This window comes from Streptomyces koelreuteriae (assembly GCF_018604545.1).
Taxonomy (GTDB): Bacteria; Actinomycetota; Actinomycetes; order Streptomycetales; family Streptomycetaceae; genus Streptomyces; species Streptomyces koelreuteriae.
In genome coordinates this window covers 7,999,560-8,019,672 of sequence record NZ_CP075896.1, presented here as the reverse complement: position 1 = coordinate 8,019,672, position 20,113 = coordinate 7,999,560, and the positions used below count along the sequence as shown (strand labels likewise).

Below are 20,113 nucleotides of genomic sequence, written 5' to 3'. Positions count from 1 at the left end.
CCCCGATCCCGACCGGATCGGCACGTCGTACACGCGGCACGGCGGATTCCTGCACCGGGCGGCGGACTTCGACGCCGGGCTGTTCGGCATCTCCCCGCGCGAGGCACTCGCGATGGATCCGCAGCAGCGGCTGCTCCTGGAGACGTCCTGGGAGGTGTGGGAGCGGGCCGGAATCGATCCGGCGTCGGTGCGTGAGAGCGACACCGGCGTGTTCGTGGGCGTGATGTACGCCGACTACTCCGCCCGCCTCAACCGCTCCCACGAGCTGGAGGCCCACCTGGGGCTGGGCTCGGCGGGCAGCGTGGCCTCGGGGAGGATCTCGTACGTCTACGGTCTGCGCGGACCGGCGATCACGGTCGACACCGCGTGCTCGTCCTCGCTGGTGACGCTGCACTGGGCGGCGCGGGCGCTGCGCTCGGGCGAATGCTCGATGGCGCTGGCCGGCGGGGTCACTTTGATGGCGACGCCCAAGCCGTTCCTCGCGTTCAGCCGGCAGCGCGGGCTGTCGCCGGACGGGCGCTGCAAGTCGTTCTCGGCGGCGGCCGACGGCACGGCCTGGGGCGAGGGCGTGGGCCTCGTCCTGCTGGAGCGGTTGTCCGACGCGCGGCGGGGCGGCCATCCGGTCCTGGCCGTGCTGCGCGGCTCCGCCGTGAACTCCGACGGCGCCTCCAACGGGCTCGCCGCGCCCCACGGGCCGGCCCAGCGGCGGCTCATCACCCGGGCGCTCACGGACGCGGGCCTGCGCGCCGGGGACGTGGACGCGGTGGAGGCCCACGGCACCGGCACCAGGCTGGGCGACCCCATCGAGGCACAGGCCCTGCTGGCCACGTACGGACAGGGCCGCGAGCAGCCGCTGTGGCTCGGCTCGGTGAAGTCCAACCTCGGGCACACGCAGGCGGCGGCCGGAGTCGCCGGTGTCATCAAGATGGTGCAGGCCCTGCGCCACGGCGAGTTGCCCCGGACCCTGCACGCCGAATCGCCTTCGCCTCATGTGGACTGGTCGTCCGGCCGCGTGGAACTGCTCACCGACGCCCGGCCCTGGCCGGCTTCGGACCGGCCGCGGCGTGCGGGGGTGTCGGCCTTCGGGATCGGCGGGACCAACGCGCATGTGATTCTGGAGGAGGCGCCGGAGACGAAGACAGCGGCCTCTACCGAGACGATGGCGGCACCGCCCGTGCGGTGGCCGCTCTCCGCCCACGTTCCGTGGCTGCTCTCGGCCGCCGACGAACCCGCCCTGCGCACCCAGGCCGGCCGGCTCGCGGCCGAGGTGGCGAAACGGCCCGGCCTGTCGCCCGCCGACATCGCCTTCTCGCTGGCGGTGTCGCGCTCCGCCCTCCCCCATCGCGCACTCGTGCCGGCCGGTGACCGGGCCCGGACACTGGACGCGCTCAGCGTGTTCGCCCAGGGCGGGGAGGTCCCGGGAGTCGTACGAGGACTGGCGGACCCGGAGATCCGTACGGCCTTCCTGTTCACCGGGCAAGGCGCCCAGCGCCCCCGGATGGGCGCGGAACTGCGCGCCGCCTTCCCCGTGTTCGCCGACGCCTTCGACGAGGTCTGCCGGTACCTGGACGACCGTCTCCCCCGGCCACTCAGCGCGGTGCTGTCCGCCGAACCCGGCTCGCCGGAGGCGGCTCTGGTGGACCGTACGGACTTCGCCCAGGCCGGACTGTTCGCCTTCGAGGTGGCGCTGTTCCGGCTGCTCGAGTCGTGGGGCGTGCGTGCCGACGGCCTGGTGGGCCATTCCGTCGGCGAGCTGGCGGCCGCGCATGTCGCCGGGGTTCTCGATCTGCCCGACGCCGCGAGGCTCGTCGCCGCTCGCGGCCGCCTGATGGGGGCACTGCCCGACGGCGGCGCGATGGTGGCGCTGGACGCGACCGAGGAAGAAGCCGTGGCAGCGGTCGCGGAGTTCGGGGCGCGGGCAGCCGTCGCGTCGGTCAACGGGCCCCGTTCCGTGGTGATCTCGGGCGCGCGGGACGCGGTGCTCGCCGTCGCGGCCGGCTTCGAGGCGCGGGGCCGCAGGGCCGTACGGCTGCGGGTGAGCCACGCCTTCCACTCGCCCCTGGTCGAGCCGATGCTCGACGACTTCCTGCGGGTGGCCGAGGAGTTGACCTTCCGGCCGCCACGCATCCCGATCGTCTCCACCGTGACCGGCCTGCCCGCCGACCCCGCGGAACTGTGCTCGCCCGAGTACTGGGCGCGGCACGCCCGACTGCCCGTGCGCTTCGCCGACGCCGTGCGCCGGCTCGCGGACGACGGCATCTCCGTCTACCTGGAACTCGGCCCCGGGCCCGTCCTCACCGCGGCGGCCACGGAGTGTCTGCCCGACGCGCTCACGACCGGCTCCGTTCTCACCGTGGCGACACGCGGCGGCGCCTACGAACCGGAGACGCTGGTGTCGGCCGTGGCCCGGCTGCATGTGGCCGGGGCCGCTGTCGACTGGGCGGCGGTGTACGCGAGTTCCGGGGCGCGCCGCGTAGATCTGCCGACGTACGCCTTCCAACGGCAGCGGTACTGGCTGGACGCGCCCCGCCCGGGAGCGGCCGACGGCGGGACGGCCCTGCTCAGCCCGGCGTTCCCGGTTCCGGAGACCGGGCGGACGGTGCTCACCGGGCTGCTGTCCCTCACGACCCACCCGTGGCTCGCGGATCATGTCGTCGCCGGGAGGGTCATCGTGCCGGCGACGGTGTTCGTGGAGATGGCCGTACGGGCGGGAGACGAGGTGGGCTGCGGCGCCGTCGACGAACTCGTGCTGCTGTCGCCACTCGCCCTGCCCGGTTCCGCTGGGGTGCGGATCCAGGTCGTGGTGGGCGCGCCGGACGACTCGGGCCGGCGCACCGTCGACATCTACTCCCGGCCGGAGGAGTCCGCCGAGGACGCCTCATGGACCAGGAATGTCACGGGACAGCTGGGCCGGGGTCGCGCCGCGCGGGACGAACTGACCCAGTGGCCGCCCCAGGGCGCCGAGGCGGTGGACCTCACCGGCGCGTACGGCGCCCTCGCCGACGCCGGGCTCGGCTACGGGCCCGCCTTCCAGGGGGTCGGCGCGCTCTGGCGGCGCGGCGACGACGTCTTCGCGGAGGTCGCGCTCCCTCCGTCGCACCGGTCGGAAGCGGACCGCTTCGGACTCCACCCGGCGCTGTTCGACGCCGCGCTGCACGCGCCGCTGCTGGCCGCTCCCGCCGGCACGGGCACGGGCACGGTCCGCGTGCCGTTCGCCTGGAGCGGGGTGAGCCTGCACGCCTCGGGAGCCACGGAGCTGCGGGTCAGGGTGACGTCGACCAGCCCGGACACGGTCTCGCTGACCCTGACCGACCCGTCCGGGGCGCTCGTGGCACGCGTGGACGCACTGACCACCAGGGAACTCCCGCCCGACCAGGCCGACATGGCAGACATGGCTGGCGACACGGCCGACGACATCGTACGAAGGGCTCTGCTGCGTCCCGAGTGGGCCGCCCTCGATGTCTCCGGCGCCACCGATGAGGGCGCCGCCTGGGAGGTACGCGGGCCCGACGAGCTGCACCTCGCCGAGTTCCTGCCCGGCACCGTGAACCCCGACGTCGTCGCGGTCACCGCCCTCGCCCGTGCGACCGGCACCGGCACTGATCCGCTCGCCGCCGTACACGAGCTGACCGGCCGCGTACTCGAAGTGCTCCAGGACTGGCAGAGCGATCCGGGTACGGCGGGCTCCCGGCTGGTGGTGGTGACGCGGGATGCCACCGGGCCGGTGCCGGACCTGGCCGGTGCGGCGGTCTGGGGGCTGGTGCGTGCGGCACAGGCGGAGCTGCCCGGTCGTGTGGTCCTGGTCGATGTGGACGGTCGGCCCGAGTCGCTGCGGAGGCTGCCGTCGGCGGTCGCCACGGGTGAGACACAACTCCGGTTGCGGGACGGGCAGGTGACGGTTCCACGACTGACGGCGGCCACTGCTGCCCCCGACGACGTGACTCCCTTCGACCCGGACGGCACGGTGCTGATCACCGGAGGCACCGGCGCGCTCGGCGCGGAGCTGGCACGCCACCTGGTCGCCGAGCACGGCGTACGGCATCTGCTGCTGACCGGACGCCGTGGGCCGCAGGCGCCCGGAGCCCGGGAACTGCGCAGCGCGCTGGAGGAGTCGGGAGCGCGGGTCACCATCGCCGCCTGCGACGCGGCCGACCGTGCCGCCCTGGCCGAGGTGGTCGAGCGCTGCGATCCGCCGTTGACCGCGGTGGTGCACGCCGCCGGGGTCCTCGACGACGGCGTGCTGGACTCGCTGACCCCCGAGCGGATGGCCGCCGTACTGCGGCCGAAGGCCGATGCGGCCTGGCATCTGCACGAACTGACCCGGGACATGGACCTCTCGGCGTTCGTCGTGTTCTCCTCCGTCTCCGGTCTGCTGGGCCGGGCGGGCCAGGGCAACTACGCGGCGGCGAACGCGTTCCTCGATGCCCTCGTTCAGCGCCGCGTCTCCGAGGGACTCCCGGCGGTGTCGCTGGCGTGGGGCCCTTGGGAGCACACCGACGGCATGGCGGCGGGACTCCCCTCGCCGCGCTCGCAGGCAAGTGACGTGCTCGTGCCGCTGTCGACACGGCAGGGCTTGACCCTGTTCGACGCCGCGCTGCGCTCGACGGAACCGGTCCTGGCGCCGATCCTGCTGGACCGGTCGACGCTTCGGTCCGGGGCGGAGCACCTGCCACCGCCGTTGCGCGGGCTCGTCCGCCAGAACCGGCCGACCGCCGCGGGGACGTCCCCCGGGTCCGCCGGGTCGTCCGGGTCGTCCGGCTCTTCCGGCCAGATGCTGGAGCCGGGAGCCTGGCGGAAGCGGCTGGACCCCGTACCCCCGGGTGAGCGGGAGGCGGCGCTGACGGAACTGCTGCGGGCCGACGTCGCCGCGGTGCTCGGCTACCCGCACGCCGACGCGCTCCCGGTCGGCAAGTCCCTCGCCGACCTGGGGTTCGACTCCCTCACCGCCGTGCAGATCCGCAACCGGCTCAGCATCGCGCTGAAGCTCCGGCTGTCGGCCGCGGTGGTGTTCGAGCACCGTACGGCCGAGGAACTGGCACGCCATCTGCTCGGCCTGCTGGACGACGAACCGACCACGGCGGCGGCCCCCGAGACCACACCACCCGAGCCACAGGCGTACACCCTCTCCTCCCTGTTCCGGACGGTCAGCGCCGCCGGCCAGCCGGTGGCGGCGATGCACCTGCTCGTCACCGCGTCCTGGGCGCTGCCCACCTTCCCGGCCGCACAGGGCCGCGCGCACACGCTGCCCCCGATCCGCCGCTCCCACGGCCGATCCGGGTCCGGCTCCGCGTCCGGATCCGGATCCGGCTCCGGCTCCGGCTCCGGAAGGCCGACGGTCGTCTACTTCCCGGCTTACCACCCCTCGCCCGCATCGGACGGCGGAGACTTCCCCCGCTTCCACAGCGCGTTCCAGGACGACCTGGATGTCCTGGAGTTCCCGCACCCCGGGATCGGCGCCGGTACCGCAGTACCGGAGGACCGTGGCGCGCTGGCGCGTACGCAGGCCGAGAACGTGCTGCGGCACGTCGGGGACGGGCCCTTCGTGGTCGTGGGACGGTCGGCGGGCGGCAATGTGGCGCACCTGGTCGCCCACCAGTTGGAGCGGATGGGCCGGGCCCCGACCGGTCTGGTGCTGCTGGACACGTACCACATCACGCCGGACAACAGCGGCAAGGACTGGCTGCTGTCCCTGGGCGCCCCACCGCCGCAGGACACCGGACGGCCCCTCTTCACCGGGGACGACGACAGCGCCCTGGCAGCGATCGGCGCCTACAACCGGATCTTCCTCGACTGGGATCCGGAGCCGATCGCCACGCCCACGCTCCTGGTGCGCGCGCTGCGGCCCACGCCCGCCATGGCGGCCTCCGCCGACGCCGACCACTGGCGGACGTCCTGGCCGACGGCACACGAGGTCGCGGACGTCCCCGGCGACCATCTGACGATGATGCGGGAACACGCGGAGACCACCGCATCGGCGATCCGTGCCTGGATCGACGCGCGTACGACGAAGGGAGACCAGTGAGTCAGGCCCGTCCTCCGCAGGACTTCGACGTCATCGTGGTCGGTGGCGGCCCGGCCGGGTCGACGGTCTCGGCGGCCGTCGCCCTGCACGGCCATCGCGTCCTCCTCCTCGAGAAGGAGACCTTCCCGCGCTACCAGATCGGCGAGTCGCTGCTCCCCTCCACCGTGCACGGCGTGTGCCGGATCCTCGGTGTCGAGGACGAGATGGCGCGGGCGGGCTTCAAGCCGAAGCGCGGCGGCACGTTCCGCTGGGGCCGCAACCGGGACCCCTGGCAGTTCTCCTTCGCGCTGTCGCCCCGGCTCGCCGACCCGACCTCGTTCGCCTACCAGGTCGAGCGGTCCCGCTTCGACGCGATCCTCCTGGACAACGCCCGCCGGGTCGGGGTCGACGTGCGGGAGGGCTGCCGTGTGACCGGCGTGCTCGCAGACGAGGAGCGGGTCCGGGGGGTGCGCTGGACCGGCCCCGACGGTGAGATCCGCGAGGCCCGCGCCCGCTACGTCGTGGACGCCTCCGGCAACGGCAGCAGGATCCACCCGCACGTCGGCGGAAAGCGGGTCTACTCCGACTTCTTCCGCAACATCGCGGTGTTCGGCTACTTCGCCGGCGGCGCGCGGCTCCCGGCGCCGAACGACGGCAACATCTTCTGCGCCGCCTTCGAGGAGGGCTGGATCTGGTACATCCCGCTCCGGGACGACCTCACCAGCGTCGGTGCCGTGGTCTCCCACGAGAACGCCGAGGCCGTCCAGGGTGATCCGGCGGCCGCGTGGCGCCGGCTGATCGACGCCTGCCCGGAGATACGCGACCTCCTCGACGGCGTCCCGCAGGCCACGGAGGCGCCCTACGACCAGGTCCGCGTCCGCAAGGACTGGTCGTACTGGAAGTCTCAGCTCTGGCGGCCCGGCATGGCGCTCGTCGGAGACGCCGCGTGCTTCGTCGACCCGGTGCTCTCCAGCGGGGTGCATCTGGCGACCTACGGCGGACTGCTCGCCGCCCGGTCCCTCAACGGCTGCCTCGCCGGAACCCTGGACGAGGACCGGCTGTTCGCCGAGTTCGAGGCCCGCTACCGGCACGAGTACGGCCTGTTCCACGAGTTCCTGGTCTCCTTCTACGACATGCACCAGGACGAACGGTCGTACTTCTGGAAGGCGCGCAAGGTCACCAGTATCGGTACGACGGAGCTGGAGGCGTTCGTCGAGCTGGTGGGCGGGCTGGCGTCCGGCGACGCGTCCCTCACCGGGGCCGGACCGGCCGGCGAACGGCTGACCGCGGTCGCCGACGACTTCGAGCGAGCCGTGCGCCGCCTTCCCGAAGCCGATGACCTGCGCAATCCGCTCTACGAGTCCCAGACCTTCCGGCAGGTCTTCCAGGAGGGGACCGTCCTGCAGGAACGCGGGTTGTTCGGCGGCCCGCTGGAGGACGAGGCGCCGCTGCGCCCGGGCGGACTGGTGGCGTCGGAGGACGGGCTGTCCTGGGTCGAACCCGCGCCGTAGGAATCCCGTGGTCGCCGCCGTGAGACACCCCTTGCCCGGATGTATGGCCTCATGCAGAGTTCTCTGTGCGTGAATAGTGGTCAACTGCCTGGATCGAGGGGTGTTTGCGCTTGATCTCGTCTCAGATGGTGAACACTCCGGACACTCCGAAGGGTGTCGGCCACGGCTCGGCTCTCATCGCTCTCGACGGCACCGGTCTCGGTGTGGCGGACGTCGCGCGGCTCGCCTCCGGGATCGCGCGGCCGACTCCCCGGAGCGAGGCGATGCGGCGCATGGAGGAGTCCTGGAACGCCGCCCGGCAGATCGCCGCGACCGGCCGCGTCTACGGCCGTTCCACCGGCGTCGGCGCCCAACGTACGGAGGACGTGCCCACCGGGGCGGACGCCGCCCACGGTCTGCGCCTGCTGCGCAGCCACGCCGGCGCCATCGGTGAGGAACTCCCCGCCCGTCAGGTACGCGCGATGCTCGCCGTACGGGCCAACCAGCTGCTGGCCGGAGGCGCAGGGCTGCGGCCCACCGTCGTGACGGCCCTGTGCGAGGCGCTGGAGAGCGGGGCGTACCCGGTCGTCAACGAGTTCGGCTCCGTCGGCACCGGCGACATCGCGGCCCTGGCACAGGCGGGGCTGGCTCTGGCCGGTGAGCACCCCTGGCGCGGGGGCACCCCGCCGGAGTCCCTGCCGCTCGACAACAACGACGCGCTGGCCTTCATCAGCAGCAACGCCCTCACCCTCGGCCAGTCGGCCCTCGCCCTGCACGAGCTGCGCGGGCTGCTGGAGGCCACCCAGGTCGTCGCCGCGCTGTCGCTGCTGGCCACCGACGGCTCCCACGAGGCCTACGCCGCCCCCGTGCACGCCGCCCGTCCGCACCGCGGCTGCGCCGACGTCGCCCGCCGTATGCGGGAGTTGATCGGCGCCGCCGATCGCCCGACCCCACCGCTGGACCGTCTCCAGGACCCGTACGGCTTCCGCTGTCTGCCCCAGATCCACGGCCCGGCCCACGACGCGGCGGACGCCCTGGAGGAGGTCGTCGCCGTCGAGATCAACGCGGCCGCCGAGAACCCGCTGATCTTTCCCGAGGACATGGCCGCCTACCACCACGGCGGCTTCTACCAGGCCCAACTCGGCCTCGCCCTGGACCACTTCCGGCTGTCGCTGACGCAGGTGGCACGCCTGTCGACCTCCCGCCTCGCGACCCTGAACGAGCCCGCCTACACCCGTCTGCGCCCCTTCCTCTCCGACCAGGAGCCGGCCTCCTCCGGCGTGATGATCCTGGAGTACGCCGCCGGGGCCGCGCTCGGTGATCTGCGGGCGTTCTCCGCGCCCGCGTCGCTCGGCCACGCCGTGCTCTCACGCGGTGTCGAGGAACAGGCCAGCTTCGCCTGCCTGGCCGCACGCCAGACACTGCGCGCCTGCGGCGCGTACCGGCTCGTCGTCGGCTGTGAACTCGTCGCCGCCGTACGGGCATTGCGCCAGCGGGGCCTGCGGCCCGAGCGGGGGCTTCCGGTGGCCCACGCGCTGGAGCTCGCCGTATCGGTGCTCGATGAGGACCATGCCGACCGGCCGCTCACCGACGATGTGACGGCGGCGGCCGCACTGCTCGACCGGTTCACCGACATCTGGAGGAAGACCGCGTGACGTCACCCGTACGGATCGGCGCACTCGTTCCGCTGACCCGGCCCGGCTGGACCGAGGCGGGCCGACATCTGCTCGCCGGCCTCGAGTTGGGCGTATCCGAAGTCAATGACGCCGGCGGAATCGCCGGGAGACCGCTCGAACTGGTGGTTCGGGACACGGCCGCCGATCCCCAGAAGGCCGTCGCGGCCGTGGACGAGTTCGCCGGCCTGGGCGTGGCGGCCGTGGCAGGGGAGTATCACAGCGTCGTCGCTCGCGCGGCCGCCTCCAGGGCCGACGCCGTCGGTCTGCCGTTCCTCTGCTCGTCGGCGGTTCTCGACGCGCTCACCGAACAGCCGACGGAATGGGTCGCGCGCCTCGCCCCGCCGCAGTCCCACGGCTGGCGGGTCTACGCGGACTTCCTCCTCGGCGCGGGCCACACCCGTATCGCCGTAGCGACCCAGCCGAGTGTCTACTGGGCGTCCGGGACGCGCATCCTGCGGGACCGCCTGGCTCCACACGGCGGCACCGTCACCGAACTCGACATGAGCGCGCTCACCCCGGCGGCCGTGTGCGACGCACTCGTCGGCCATCGCGTGTCGGCCCTCCTGCTGCTGGTCGGCCACCCGGAGCCGGCCGTGCCGATCGTCCGGTCCGTCCGGGGAGACCGGCGCCTCGCGTCGCTCTTGATCGGTGCTCCGGCCGGGCAACCGGAGTTCGCCACATGGGCGGAGCTGCTGGGCGACGACGGCGCCGGGATCCCGTTCCTGCGCTATCTGCCCGAGCACCTCGGCCCCCTCGGCGCACGAGTCGGGACGACCCTGCGCGAGCGGCTGACCGAAGCGCCCTCCTTCGTCGCCTTCGAGGGCTACGACACGATCGTCGTCCTGGCCGATGTCCTGCGGTCGCACGGCACCGACCGGGGGCGCGTCGCCGCATCCTGGCCGCGCGTCGAGGTCGAAGGCACCCGCGGGCAGATCCGGTTCACGCGCACACCGGGCATCAGCGTCTGGCAGTGGGCCGGGCCGCCGATCCAGGTCGTCGACCGGGATCCGGCCGCACCCGACCGCTTCCGGATCCTTCACACCGGCTGAGCCGGGCCCTCACTGAAGGCCGGATCCACGTCGGTGTACAGCAGGTCGTGGTCGGAGTACGGGGTGGTCTGCACCCGGTGCTTGAGCGGGGCGATGCCACGCAGGAAGACGTAGTCGAACTTGCTGCGCCAGTCGGTGGTCGGCTCGCAGACCCCGAAGGACGAGGGACGGCACTCGGGGTCCGTATCGGCGGCCAGTGCCCAGATCGGGGCGAGTTCGGGAGCGTCCGGCACGGCGTTGAAGTCGCCGAGAGCGATCGCACGGTCGTGCCGGGCGACCTCCTCGGCGAGTACGCGGGTCTGGCCCGCCCGGACCGTTTCCTGACGCCGTTGGGCGAGGTGGGTGTTGAAGACCCGGACGGGCTGGCCGCCCACCATGGTGGTGACGGCCATGTACCCGCGGTCCTCGGATCCTCCGTCGGGGTATTCCACCTCGACGGAGTCCGTCATCGGCGCGGCAGAGAGCACCGCCTGCCCGAAGGCTCCGGGATTCCACGGCGCTCCCCCGCAGCGGCCCCAGTCCTGGAGAACCGACCCGTACTCGACGTGGTACTCCAGCCCGTGAAGGCTCTTCAGATACTCCCGGATCCTCTCGACGTCACTCACGCACGCTTCCTGCATGCCGATGACCTGAGGCGCATACGTGGCGATCTCCGCCGCGCGGCCGACGTTGCTCGCATCGCAGGGGTTGCAGATGTTCCACGTCATGACCCGGTTCGGTACGACATCCCTGACGGCGTCGACCGGCACGGACCTGCCGAAGAGCGCACCACTCGGCGCACTGGGCCCCACCAGCACCATGCAGGCCACGACCACGGCGCCCGCGAGCAACCGCGTACCCCTGACGAGCACCATCGCCTCCTCCGCGTAAGGACATGTGGCGCCTGACGTCTCCATGTCCAAGCACGAGGTTATGGGACGGGGCTGTCGGCGACACATGCTTCTGATCCTTCGGCGCTGCCCCGCCAGCTCGTGGATCATGACATGCAGTGCGCGAAGTGCGCGAGACCTCTTGCGCGATTCGCGCAGCCATGCGAGCGTTCTGCTGGCGCCGACGCCTGTCACCCTCGGACGGCGACGCCACCTGCGCATTCCGCGCACCAGGCGCACTCCCGACGCACATCCGGCGTCGACAGCCGCCCATCAGCCACCGAAACGGCCCGCCGCCCCTGGACCGATCGCCCCGCCCGTCCCCTGCCCCGGAAGGAAACGCCGTGACTGTCGGCATCGAACTCCCGCACGTTCCTGTGCCACTGTCCCGTCTCGTCCTGGGCACGATGACCTTCGGCGACACGGTGGACCGTTCGTCGGCGGCGTTGATGCTGGATGCCGCTTTGGATGCGGGTGTTACGGGCGTGGACACCGCGAACGGCTATGCCGGTGGTGAGAGTGAGCGGCTGTTGGGGGAGTTGCTTGCGGGGCGTCGGGAGCGGGTGGTGTTGGCGACCAAGGCGGGGATTGCGCATCCGGACCAGGGGGATCATGCGCCGTTGTCGCGGTCCGGGTTGCGGGCCGCGCTGGAGGGCAGTCTGAAGCGGCTGGGGACCGATCGTGTCGATCTGTTCTATCTGCATCAGCCCGACCGTGCGACGCCGCTGGTCGAGACTCTGGCGGCGGTGGCCGAGTTCGTGGCCGAGGGGAAGGTCGGGGCGCTGGGGGTGTCCAACTTCGCGGCCTGGCAGATCGCCGAACTCGCCCGGGTGGCGGAGGAGGTGGGGGCTCCGCGGCCGGTGGTCGCGCAGCAGTTGCACAATCTGCTGGCGCGGCGTCTGGAGGAGGAGTACGTCGAGTACGCGGCCGTGTCCGGTCTTGCCACGATGGTCTACAACCCCCTCGGCGGCGGTCTCCTCACCGGCCGGCACTCCTTCGGGCAGGCCCCGGAGGGTGGCCGTTTCGGTGATTCGAAGCTGGCCGTCATGTACCGGCAGCGCTACTGGAACGAGGACCTCTTCCGCGCGGTGGGCGACTTGACGCGTATCGCCTCCGAGGCGGGTCTGGCGCTGACTGATCTGGCGCTGCGGTGGCTGCTGTCCCGTCCCTCTACCGATGCGCTGCTGCTGGGCGGTTCGAGGGTGGAGCACCTCCTCGCCAACATTGCCGCTTCTGCGGCGGGTCCGTTGCCGGCTGATGTCACCGCGGCCTGCGACGAGGTCGGTGCCCGGCTGCGCGGCCCGATGCCCGCCTACAACCGCTGACCCCCACCACCCCGGACCGTTACGGAGAATCCTTCATGGCAACCGGCCGCACCCCAGCCGAGTTCACCACCGCGCTGCGTGCCCGCGAGCAGCTGATCGGCTACTGGTCCCTGCTCGACTCACCCATCGCCGCCGAACGTCTGGCCCGCCTCGGCTACGACTACCTCGCCTTCGACGCCCAGCACGGCCTCTTCGGCTACCAGGGCATGCTCCACAACCTCCTGGCCACCGACACCAAAGGCTCCACCGCCGTCGGCATCGTGCGCGTGGAGGCCAACGACCCCACCTACATCGGCAAAGCCCTCGACGCGGGCGCCACCGCCGTCATCGTCCCGTTGATCGACACCGCGCAGGACGCCGCCGATGCGGTCGCCGCCGTGCGCTACCCCCCGCTCGGCCGCCGCTCCTACGGGCCGATGCGTGCCCAGCTCCGTATCGGACCCAACCCGGCCGACACCCACGCGCAGACGGCTGTCCTGGCGATGATCGAGACGGCCGACGGCCTCGCCAACGTCGAGGAGATCTGCGCCACGGACGGTCTCGACGGCATCTACGTCGGCCCCTCCGACCTGCGCCTGGCCATCGGCGGCACCACCTCTACCGACCCCTCCGTACAAGAAGACTTCGAACAGGCCCTGACCCGCATCAGGAAGGCAGCCGAGGCTGCGGGCATCGCGGCCGGCATCCACAACGCCGACGGCGCGAGCGCCGCACGCCGCCTCGCCGAGGGCTGGACCTACGTCTCCATCGCCGCCGACGTCGTCCACCTCCAACAGATCGCCACGACCCACCTCGACGCCGCACGCGGCGGAGCGCGCTGATGCCGACGACGCTCATCACGACCCCGACCTTCGCGCGTCATTCGGCACTCCCCTGGCAGATCCTCGAGGAGAACGGGGCAGGACCGCTCCGCCCGTGCGCCGACGCGGCCCTGCCCACCGCCGAACTCCTCGTCCACGCCGCTGAAGCGGACGCCTTGATCGTCGGCATGGATCTCATCACCGCCGAGGTACTGGACGCCGCTCCCCGCCTCCAGGTGATCGCCAAACACGGCGTCGGCGTGGACACCATCGACCTGGCCGCCGCCCAGGCCCGGGGCATCCCGGTCGTCTGCGCGCCGGGCAGCAACTCCCGTGCGGTGGCCGAGTACAGCTTCGGCCTGCTCCTGTCGGCGGCGCGCTCCCTCACCGCCTCGCACACCGCGGTGGCGGCGGGCGGCTGGCCGAAGCTGTTCGGCCCCGAACTGCACGGCAAGACGCTCGGCATCGTCGGCTTCGGCCGTATCGGGCGGCTGCTCGCCGGCTACGCCCAGGCCTTCGGGATGCGCGTGCTCGCCCACGACCCGTACGTCCCCGACGACGACATCCGCGCGCACGACGCCGAACCGGCCGCCCTCGACGACCTGCTGGCCCGCGCCGACGCCGTCAGCCTGCACACCCCGCCCGACCCCTCCGGCACACCGCTGCTGGACAGCGCCCGTCTCGCGGCGATGCGGCCGGGCGCGATCCTGGTCAACGCGGCGCGCGGCGGCCTCGTCGACGAGCGTGCGCTCGCCGCCCTGCTGTGCTCCGGGCACCTCGGGGCTGCGGCTCTCGACGCCTTCGCCACCGAGCCCCTGCCCGCCGACCACCCCCTGCGTGAAGCCCCTCGCACTCTCCTCACCTCGCACATGGCCGCCTGCACGCCGGAGGCCAACCAGGCCATGGGCGCGATGGTGGCCGAGGACGTCGTACGCGTACTGGCGGGCGAGGCGCCACACCACCAGGCCCGTTGAGCCCAGCTACCACCAGGCCGTTTGAGCCCAGCCACCAGCAGGGCCGGCCGCCCCCGAGTCCCCTCCCCCACACCTGTCCCCGTACCGGATACCGGCGACGACGCCGGAAGATCCCCTAGGACCTGACATGGCCATCACCTCGACCGACGGCGCTGCCGCTGCGCCGCCCCCCGCGCAGCCCGACCCGTACGCGCTGCGCGCCGAAGACGCCCGCCCGGCTCCCGAGACCTTCCGCGGCCGTCTGCGCCACCTCGGCCCCGGGCTCATCCTGTCCGCCGCGGTCGTGGGTTCCGGTGAACTGATCACCACCACCTCGCTCGGCGCGAAGGCGGGCTTCGCCCTGCTGTGGCTGGTGATCATCTCCACCGCGGTCAAGGTCTGGGTACAGATGGAACTGGCCCGCTGGACGATCCTCAACGGCCGTCCCGCCCTGGACGGCTTCCGCGACGTCGGACCCCGCATCGGCCGGCTCAGCTGGATCAACTGGCTGTGGATCGGCATGGACTTCGCCAAAATGTTCCAGCGCGGCGGCATCATCGGCGGGACCGCGGCCGCCTGTTCGATCCTCTTCCCGATCCATGGCGGGTCGCTGAGCGCCTCGTCCCTCACGATCTGGGCCGTGATCGTCACCGCGGCCGCCGTCCTCATCCTCCAGACGGGCAAGTATCACGTCGTCGAGCGGGTCGAGGTCATCGGCATCACGCTCAAGACGGTGATCACCGTCGGCCTGGCCCTCGCCCTGCCGCTCACCGCCTTCGGGTACGGCACCGAGCAGCTCGCCGGCGGGCTCAGCTTCCAGATCCCGGCCGGCACGGTCGGTATCGCCCTCGCGATGTTCGGCATCACGGGCGTCGGCGCCGACGAGATGACGACGTACACGTACTGGTGTCTGGAGAAGGGCTACGCCCGCTGGACCGGCCCCGACGACGGGACCGAGCAGCGCGCCCGGCGTGCCGAGGGCTGGCTCAAGGTCATGCGGCTCGATGTGGGCGTCGCCTGGTTCGTGTGCACGATCTGCACCTTGTCCTTCTACGTCATCGGCGCCTCCGTGCTGCATCCGCAGGGTCTGGTGCCCGAGGGCAACGAGATGATCACCACGCTGTCGCACAGCTACACCGACACGCTCGGGCCCTGGGCGGAGTACCTCTTCCTGGCCGGCGCGATCTCCGTGCTCTTCTCGGTCACCGTCGCCTCGTCGGCCAGCGTTCCGCGGCTGTGGACCAACACCCTCGGTCTGCTCGGCGTGATCGACTGGAAGGACATGCGCGTCCGCACCCGCACCATCCGGATCCTCACCTGGTGCCTGCCGCCGGTGTGGATGAGCTTCTTCCTGTGGGTCCAGTCCCCGGTCCTGATGGTGCAGATCGGCGGCATCGGAGGCGGCATCTTCCTCCTCGCCGTGGTGATCGCGGTCTGGCGCCTGCGCTACACCGGCGTCCCGCCCCGCTTCCGCGCCAACCCCTGGATGACCGCCGCCCTCGTCCTCAGCAGCGCGGCGATCCTCTTCCTCGGGGTGTACGGGGTGCTCGACACGCTGGGCCTCACGCCGGGCGACTGAACCAGCCCCGCGCCTCCCCCGCCGTTCAGGTAGGCCTGAGCGGCGGGGCGCTCACGGGGGAGCGCTCCGATCGGCCGAAGCGGCGAGCATTGGCGGGCGCGCGCTCCGATCCGTCGAAGCCCCGATGCTCAGCCGCGCCCGGCGGCGTCGTAGACGGCCCTCGCGGTCTTGTCGAGCGTCGGCCCGTACATCGGGGAGCCGCCGTTGCCCTCGCCGTGGCTGTTGACCGAGACCACGGTGCCCTTGCCGGTGGCGGAGTCGAAGCCCGCGAGCCAGGGGCCGCCGCTCGCGCCACCCCCGAGGTCGCACGGGACGCGCTGCTCGCCCTCGGGGGCGCGCTGGGAGGTACCGGCGCAGTGCAGCAGTTCCTCGCCCCGCTGGGGAGTGGTCCCGGGATAGCCGAAGGCGGTGACCCGCTCACCGGCCGGACGGCCGAAGGCGATCTTCTGCGCCCCCACCGCGTCGGTGAGCCGCTTCCCGCCTGCCGGGGTGGCGACGACCATGGCCGCGATGTCGTTGACGGTTTCCTCGGCCCAGGAACGCGGCGTCATGGTCGCCTTGACGGCATAACGGCCGTGCGGTGCCTTGCCCTTGGCGTAGCCGGGGACGAAGACGATGTCGCTGTAGGTGTTCACGGGCGAGGAACCGAGGCGCGCGCAATGGGCGGCGGTCATGATCACCGAGCGGTTGGCGCTGGTGACGGCGCTGGCCGTGCACCAGGTGTCCTGCCCCCGCGAGTTGACGAAGAAGAGCCGGCCGATGCTGGGGACTGCCTTGCCCGTCCAGGGCTTGCTGAGCGGTCCGGTCGCCCCCAGATCGACGGTGCGGCCGACCTGCTTCATACGGGCGGGCGTCCAGTGCGAGAGGGCGGCGGCCTGCTCCGCCGCCGTGTAGGTCACCGTGCCGACCTCTCCATTTCCGGCCGCGGCCGCCGTTGGTACGACCGGGGCCGCCAGAGGACCGGCCAGGGCCAGCAGGGCGGTGGCGAGACCGGAGACGGTGCGGCGCGCGCCTCGGGACGGGCTGTGCGACATGGGTGTCCTCTCGGATGATCGGGATCGGGCGACCACCCGGAAGGACGAGGTTTCGGCGGGAGGGGTGCATCCGCCGTCTGATCTTTCCTTCAGGCGATGCTTCGGGCAGGCTCTCCTGCATGGTCTCGGTATTGCAGAACGTGGCGATCGACTGTGCGAACGCCTATGAACTGGCGCGGTTCTGGAGCGAGGTGCTCGGTTGTCCCCTGCACGAGGACGACAAGCCAGGCGCCCCCGAAACCGAGGTGATGCTGCCGGAGGGCCCGCTGCTGTACTTCAATCAGGTGCCGGAACCGAAGACCATCAAGAACCGCCTCCACCTGTGCCTGCGCCCGACGACCACACGCGAGGAGGAGGTCGACCGACTCCTGAACCTCGGCGCCACCCTCATCGACGACCGCCGCGAGCCCGAAGGCCCCGGCTGGGCCGTCCTCGCCGACCCCGAGGGCAACGAATTCTGCGTCCTGCGCAGCGAGTCCGACCGCGCGGCAACGCCTTCCTGAGCCTCACTCACGCCATCACGCCACGGCATTGCCGGTGCGGACGCGGTCAGTTCGAGGCTCCGACGCTACTGACCCAGACGCGGAAGGGCGGGCTCTCCAGGTCGTCCGGGTCCGGCCAAGCGAGAAGGCCCGGCTCGTTGTCGGCCAGAAATCCCTCGACGATCGGACCAAGGTCGCCGGACGCCGCGTACGGACCGCTGAACGGCAACGCGTCCGCGGACACGGAACCGGTCGAGCACCGGAGCTGCCCGGCCTGTTCGTCGTGCCACACATAGAACGTCGCCACCGCGGGAAACCCCAGATCGCGAATGCGCCCCCGGATGGCAGCAGCGGTCCGCTCGAAGGCAGCCACCACCTCGGCGGCAGCCAACGCCCCCCTGTCCTCCTCTGTCGCACCCAGCGACCAGGTATTGGTCTCCCACTCCACGGACCGGTCAGCCGGCTCCAGCACCAGGGGCTCGTCGGCCACCTCGGCGATCCACTTCAACAGCACCCCGGCAGTATCCCCGCACAACGCGATGCACGTGGCGAGGCCTCGGCCATGGCGCATCGGGGGGGCTAGGATCACGGCCGTGTCGACCGCACAACACCTCCCCGTGATCCGGCCCGCGACCGGGGCTGACCTTGATGACCTCCAGGCGCTCGCGCGGCGCACGATCGACGCCCGCTACCGCGCGTTCCTCGGTGACGAGGCAGTGGACTGGTTCATCGGCAGTGGGGCTTCGGACGCTCACGTCGAGAGTCATCTGGAGAAGGGTGCTGTGCACTGCCTCAGCCAGGAGGGCGGGATCCTCGGCTTCTCCATCCTCGACGGCCCGACGATCGACTTGATGATGATCGACCCGGATCATCACCGTCGAGGGCTCGGCCGTCTGCTGCTCCATCACGCGGAGGAAACGCTCCTGGCCCGGCATTCGACCATCCGGCTGGAGAGCTTCGCGGACAACACCGCGGCCAACTCGTTCTACGAGGCGTGCGGATGGCGCCCCGGGGACCTGCTCGAGGGCGAAGGGCCAGCCAAGGTCGAGTACCTCAAGACCGGTCGAGACCAGCCGGGGCCTCGGCCGCGAGTTCGCTGAGAGGCTCGCCGCTCAGTCGGCACACCCTCCACTCGTCGAGGAAGTCCACGCCGAGCGACTTGTAGAAGTCGATCGTCGACTGGTTCCAGGCCAGGACCCACCACTCGAAGCGCTCGTAGCCTCTCTGCTCGCAGATCGCGGCCAGGGAGGCGAGCAGGGCCTTGCCGTGGCCGCCGCCCCGGGCCCGCGGCCGTACGTAGAGGTCCTCCAGGTGCATGCCGCGCGTGCCGGTCCAGGACGAGAAATGGGGGAACCACAGGGCATAGCCCATCGTCTCGCCCGTCTCGTCGTCCTCGGCGATCAGTGCGGAGACAGCGGGATGCTCTCCGAACATCGCCTCGCGAAGCTGCTCCTCGGTCGCCCGGGCCTGCTCGGCAGAGCGTTCGTACTCGGCGAGTTCGCGGATCATCGCGCGGATCTCCGCGACGTCGTTCACAGTGGCGGCACGGATCATGCCGGAGATCATCGGCCACGGAACCGTGCCGCGTCCATCGAATTCCGGGCGCCGAGGCAAGCACCCACCCCCACGCCCGCAAAGAAGGTACTTTTCCTGATATGAAATGACCCGACTACGAGCAGGGCCTGCCAAGGAATCACCCTCCGTCACGGATCATCCAGAAGGCTCCAGAGGACACGGTGGAGGCAGCGGTGGGAGACGTCTCCGGGATCGACCGCAGGGCCTTCCTGAGTGGAGTCGGCGGAATCGCCGCCGGTGTGGCCGCCGCGACGCTCAGCGCCTGCGACAGCCGTACCGACAGGAGTTCCACCAAGAGCAGCAAGCTCCTCGTGGTCCGTGATTTCGGCGGCGCGTACGGCGAGGCGAATCGCAAGGCGATCTACGACCCGTTCACCAAGGAAACCGGCATCCGGATCAACGTGGTGAACTTTTCCCACACCCAGATCCTCGCCCAGATCAAGGAAGGCCGGCCGCGTTTCGACGTCATGGACATCGACATGTCCAACCTGGTGCGCTTCGAGCACGAGGGCGCCTCCGAGGAACTGGACTACGGCCGATTGAAGAACGCCAGAAACGCGGGAATCGCCGAGTCCCTGCTCACCCCCAACGGCGTGGGCAAGAGTTACTGGGCCAGCGTTCTCGCCTACGGCGCGGACGCCTTCGGCGGGAGGAAGCCCGAGTCGTGGGCGGACTTCTGGGACCTCGGCACCTTCCCGGGCAGCCGGGCGCTTCAGGGCGCGGTGGACTGGCCGGAACTGGAGTTCGCCCTGCTCGCCGACGGCGTGCCCCTCGACCGGCTCTACCCGCTCGACGTGAACCGTGCCTTCAAGGTCCTCGACGAGATCAAGGGCTCGGTGCGGACGTTCTGGGAGTACGGCGCCGAACCGGGTGAGCTGCTGGACCGCAATAGGGTCGTGGCCTCCAGCAGCTGGGCCGGACGCGTCCAGAGCCTGATCAAGAACGGCTCTCCGCTGGCGTACGAATGGAACGGCGCCCGCAGACAGAGCAACGGCTACGGAATTCCCAAGGGCGCCGCCCATCCCGACGCCGCATACCGGCTCATCGATTTCGCGCTGCGACCCGAGGTGCAGGCCTATTCGGCCCGGATCTACCCCGAAGGGCCCGTGGTGCCGGCCGCCTACGGATTCCTCACCGAATCCACCGCCGTGAACCTGGCGAGCACGCCCGGGCACCTTCTGACGGGCTTCGACCTGGACATCGCGTGGTGGCTGGAGAACGGGGATTCCGTGACCAGGCGCTGGCAGGAGTGGATACGCGGCTGACCGACCGAACCCAAC

Annotated in this window: 15 protein-coding genes and 1 tRNA gene; 11 read left to right on the top strand and 5 right to left on the bottom strand. The window is 71.5% G+C overall.

Annotation, left to right across the window (positions count from 1 at the left end):
- Positions 1-158: 158 nt before the first annotated feature.
- Positions 159-259 (bottom strand) — tRNA-OTHER (locus KJK29_RS36065).
- Here KJK29_RS36065 and KJK29_RS36060 point away from each other — a divergent pair.
- The 4 genes from KJK29_RS36060 to KJK29_RS36045 all read left to right on the top strand — a co-directional run bounded on the left by KJK29_RS36060 (position 224) and on the right by KJK29_RS36045 (position 10,216).
- On the top strand, positions 224-6,022 hold the full coding sequence (locus KJK29_RS36060; protein WP_285439969.1) for a type I polyketide synthase: 5,799 nt from the start codon (positions 224-226) through the stop codon (positions 6,020-6,022). The two genes, KJK29_RS36065 and KJK29_RS36060, sit on opposite strands and share 36 nt — an antisense overlap.
- Positions 6,019-7,512, top strand: a complete 1,494-nt coding sequence (locus tag KJK29_RS36055; RefSeq protein WP_215123398.1) for a tryptophan 7-halogenase — start codon at positions 6,019-6,021, stop codon at positions 7,510-7,512. Before KJK29_RS36060 ends, KJK29_RS36055 begins: the two co-directional genes overlap by 4 nt.
- 125 nt (positions 7,513-7,637) lie before the next feature.
- Complete coding sequence (locus KJK29_RS36050) at positions 7,638-9,146, top strand: aromatic amino acid ammonia-lyase (RefSeq protein WP_215124576.1); 1,509 nt, start codon at positions 7,638-7,640, stop codon at positions 9,144-9,146.
- Positions 9,143-10,216 (top strand): ABC transporter substrate-binding protein, encoded by a 1,074-nt coding sequence (locus KJK29_RS36045; protein ID WP_251058023.1) that lies wholly within the window; start codon positions 9,143-9,145, stop codon positions 10,214-10,216. Before KJK29_RS36050 ends, KJK29_RS36045 begins: the two co-directional genes overlap by 4 nt.
- Here the strand turns inward: KJK29_RS36045 and KJK29_RS36040 are convergent.
- Positions 10,204-11,112, bottom strand: coding sequence for an endonuclease/exonuclease/phosphatase family protein (locus KJK29_RS36040; RefSeq protein WP_215123397.1), 909 nt, complete (start codon positions 11,110-11,112; stop codon positions 10,204-10,206). The genes KJK29_RS36045 and KJK29_RS36040 overlap by 13 nt on opposite strands.
- 317 nt (positions 11,113-11,429) lie before the next feature.
- Here KJK29_RS36040 and KJK29_RS36035 point away from each other — a divergent pair, with 317 nt between their 5' ends.
- The 4 genes from KJK29_RS36035 to KJK29_RS36020 all read left to right on the top strand — a co-directional run bounded on the left by KJK29_RS36035 (position 11,430) and on the right by KJK29_RS36020 (position 15,742).
- A complete protein-coding gene (locus KJK29_RS36035) occupies positions 11,430-12,410 on the top strand; it encodes an aldo/keto reductase (RefSeq protein WP_215123396.1) in 981 nt (326 codons plus the stop codon).
- Positions 12,411-12,445: 35 nt separating this feature from the next.
- On the top strand, positions 12,446-13,231 hold the full coding sequence (locus KJK29_RS36030; protein ID WP_215123395.1) for an HpcH/HpaI aldolase family protein: 786 nt from the start codon (positions 12,446-12,448) through the stop codon (positions 13,229-13,231).
- Positions 13,231-14,184 carry a phosphoglycerate dehydrogenase gene (locus KJK29_RS36025; protein ID WP_215123394.1) on the top strand — a complete coding sequence of 318 codons (954 nt, stop codon included), beginning with the start codon at positions 13,231-13,233 and terminating at the stop codon, positions 14,182-14,184. The genes KJK29_RS36030 and KJK29_RS36025 overlap by 1 nt, the downstream gene beginning before the upstream one ends.
- Before the next feature lie 127 nt (positions 14,185-14,311).
- Positions 14,312-15,742, top strand: coding sequence for an Nramp family divalent metal transporter (locus KJK29_RS36020; protein WP_215123393.1), 1,431 nt, complete (start codon positions 14,312-14,314; stop codon positions 15,740-15,742).
- Positions 15,743-15,870: 128 nt separating this feature from the next.
- On the opposite strand, the gene KJK29_RS36015 is transcribed toward KJK29_RS36020, so the two are convergent.
- On the bottom strand, positions 15,871-16,776 hold the full coding sequence (locus tag KJK29_RS36015; RefSeq protein ID WP_215123391.1) for a trypsin-like serine peptidase: 906 nt from the start codon (positions 16,774-16,776) through the stop codon (positions 15,871-15,873).
- A gap of 119 nt (positions 16,777-16,895) precedes the next feature.
- On the opposite strand from KJK29_RS36015, the gene KJK29_RS36010 reads away from it, so the two are divergent.
- Positions 16,896-17,279, top strand: a complete 384-nt coding sequence (locus KJK29_RS36010) for a VOC family protein (RefSeq protein WP_215123390.1) — start codon at positions 16,896-16,898, stop codon at positions 17,277-17,279.
- A gap of 46 nt (positions 17,280-17,325) precedes the next feature.
- On the opposite strand, the gene KJK29_RS36005 is transcribed toward KJK29_RS36010, so the two are convergent.
- Complete coding sequence (locus tag KJK29_RS36005) at positions 17,326-17,772, bottom strand: hypothetical protein (protein ID WP_215123389.1); 447 nt, start codon at positions 17,770-17,772, stop codon at positions 17,326-17,328.
- A 79-nt stretch (positions 17,773-17,851) separates the two neighbouring features.
- Between KJK29_RS36005 and KJK29_RS36000 the strand changes: the two genes are divergently transcribed.
- Positions 17,852-18,358 (top strand): GNAT family N-acetyltransferase, encoded by a 507-nt coding sequence (locus KJK29_RS36000; protein ID WP_251058022.1) that lies wholly within the window; start codon positions 17,852-17,854, stop codon positions 18,356-18,358.
- Here the strand turns inward: KJK29_RS36000 and KJK29_RS35995 are convergent.
- Positions 18,312-18,812, bottom strand: coding sequence for a GNAT family N-acetyltransferase (locus tag KJK29_RS35995; protein ID WP_215123387.1), 501 nt, complete (start codon positions 18,810-18,812; stop codon positions 18,312-18,314). The two genes, KJK29_RS36000 and KJK29_RS35995, sit on opposite strands and share 47 nt — an antisense overlap.
- Positions 18,813-19,006: 194 nt before the next feature.
- Here KJK29_RS35995 and KJK29_RS35990 point away from each other — a divergent pair, with 194 nt between their 5' ends.
- The gene (locus tag KJK29_RS35990) at positions 19,007-20,098 is read left to right on the top strand and encodes an ABC transporter substrate-binding protein (protein ID WP_215123386.1); all 1,092 of its coding nucleotides are present in this window, start codon (positions 19,007-19,009) and stop codon (positions 20,096-20,098) included.
- Positions 20,099-20,113: the final 15 nt, after the last annotated feature.